2 protein-coding genes and 2 pseudogenes are annotated in these 2,105 nt (G+C 47.6%); 3 read left to right on the top strand and 1 reads right to left on the bottom strand.

The features are described 5' to 3' along the window. The 3 genes and pseudogenes from ACFRAK_RS27790 to ACFRAK_RS27780 form a co-directional block, all read left to right on the top strand. Positions 1-673 (top strand): annotated as a pseudogene (locus ACFRAK_RS27790) (copper amine oxidase N-terminal domain-containing protein); the annotation flags it as partial. A 144-nt stretch (positions 674-817) separates the two neighbouring features. Next, a complete protein-coding gene (locus ACFRAK_RS27785; protein WP_394573001.1) occupies positions 818-1,183 on the top strand; it encodes a cytochrome-c oxidase in 366 nt (121 codons plus the stop codon). Positions 1,184-1,382: 199 nt separating this feature from the next. Further along, the gene (locus tag ACFRAK_RS27780) at positions 1,383-1,793 is read left to right on the top strand and encodes a hypothetical protein (protein WP_394573000.1); all 411 of its coding nucleotides are present in this window, start codon (positions 1,383-1,385) and stop codon (positions 1,791-1,793) included. 90 nt (positions 1,794-1,883) lie between these two features. On the opposite strand, the pseudogene ACFRAK_RS27775 reads toward ACFRAK_RS27780, so the two are convergent. Then, a pseudogene (locus tag ACFRAK_RS27775) lies at positions 1,884-2,105 on the bottom strand (DUF4179 domain-containing protein); the annotation flags it as partial.

The following is a 2,105-nucleotide window of genomic DNA, read 5'->3' as shown; positions in this document are numbered from 1 at the left end:
GACCGCCAAGAACCTCGAACTGGCCAAGCAATCCATCCTGGCGAAATCGCCTGCCCTTGCCTATCAGCAGGAAGTATACGATGAGCAATTCAAGCGCGACCTGAAAGTATCCAGTCAAGTATTGGAGGTTACGGTTGCCGGCTCTTCCATTCATGCCTTCACCGCCCGTAGCTTCGAGCGGGTTAGCGGACCGTTCTCCTGGGATGCGACAATCTATTATGAGTCGTTGCTGAAGAAAGATCCCGGCGGTAACTGGAAACTGCATGACATCAACGAATATGATATGGAATATCTGGTAAGTGATGAACTGCTTGATGCTAAGCCTAACGTGCCTGAGAACATACAGAAGGCCATCAGCGAGACGATTGATACACAGTACAAAGGCTTTAACGATGAAGACGGGCCTCTACTTATGTCGGTCATCCATCCGGAGTCATCATTCTATGATATTTTCAAGACCAGCATCGATGAAGGGATCTTTGATGAAGTTAACTTCAACCTCAAGGCTGAGGTTATCCGAACGATATTCCATCAAGGAGATGATGCGGTCCTCTATATCGAAGAGGTCGATGATGCCGACGGCGATATGTTCTACAGCACCTCGCTATATTGGCTCAAGCAATCTGGCGGCAAATGGTTGATCTATGATGTGCTTGAACTCGATATTCTATAATGTACTTGAGCAATTTTATCATAGTGGGGCCGATGATCCTGAAGAGGATGGTCGGCTCCTTTTTTTCGGGCAGAATGTCTTCTACTGGTCTACTTTACAGCCCATGGCATATATCATAGTAGTAATCCTTAAAGGAGGAATTTCATGGGAATTCGTTTAATCAAGATTGCAGTCGTCTATTTTGTCATCGGGGTATTGCTCGGCATGTACATGTCCATCTCCCATAACTACGACTACGCTTCGGTGCATGCGCACGTGAATCTTCTCGGCTGGGCTTCATTGGCCCTTGCTGGCGTTATCTATCATCTATTCCCTGCTGCGGGCAAGTCCACCTTCGGTAAAGTCCACTTCTGGCTGCATAACATCGGTCTGCCCATCATGATGATCGGTCTCTTCCTGCTCATGAGCGGTGTCGAGCCGGTCGAGCCGGTCATTGCTGTAGGGGGCATACTCGTTACGCTGGGCGTACTCGCTTTCCTGTACAATGTTTTCACACAGGTGAAAAAGTAAACAGAAGCTTCTTCTCCTTTCATTCGAATTATAGTCATCTTATGGAAAAGGGTATCTCAAAAGATCCTAGATCTTGCGAGAAGCCCTTTTCTTGCTGTTTGCAGACACTGCGCGTAAGCGATGCGGTAATAACGGTGGGTCAGCATGACCGACTTTTGGGTATAAATAAATACCTTTCATTGAAGGAGGAATCATACTAATGAAATCGACATCAGATATACAAGTTCATTTCAACTGCCATCAATGCGAAACGGATATCCGGGTTACGTTCCGTACACAGCAATTTACGACCTTGCAGTGCCCGCGATGTCAATATAGCCATTCCTTAATGAAACCCACCATCGGTCAGGAAATTCTACTGGATTGGGAGAAAGAGGCCGCCTTCCAGAAAATACGGGCTGACCAGATCGAACACGACAAAATGGAGCTGATGCTCCTTGTCATTAAGGTCGTCGAGCTACTGACCTGGAGAGATGAGGGTAACGGACAAGTCCGGGCCATCGAGACCCTGCGGCAGTGGCTGCTGCTGAATGGCGTACCCAAGGCACTCGTCGAGCTGCTCGACGCCAGAGGCCCTGACGGCAGTTCCCCTACCGAGCACCGAGTTTAACGATCAAAGTGTGAATTCTTATATAGAAACAACCTAGAAAAAGGAACTGCCCTGTGCAGTTCCTTTTCGCGCGGAGGATACTCCCTGTTTCTATAGTATGGGCACTCGCAAGCCTTGTTTAATAACACCAGGATAACTGCTCAATTCAAACGTCAGTGGTTGTGGATAGGTTTCGGGTTTGAGATAGAGGTATTGCGTTATTTTATTTATCCCCCCCGCAGAATCAGATCGTGTCGAGAAGCTAATACCTCTCCCTGCATCGAGTGTATGTTCGTTCCCTTCGCCATCCATAAATTCAGGCTTGATTGAGAC

The sequence above is a fragment of the Peribacillus sp. NPDC056705 genome (assembly GCF_043656335.1).
This window is presented reverse-complemented; position numbering and strand designations above follow the sequence as displayed.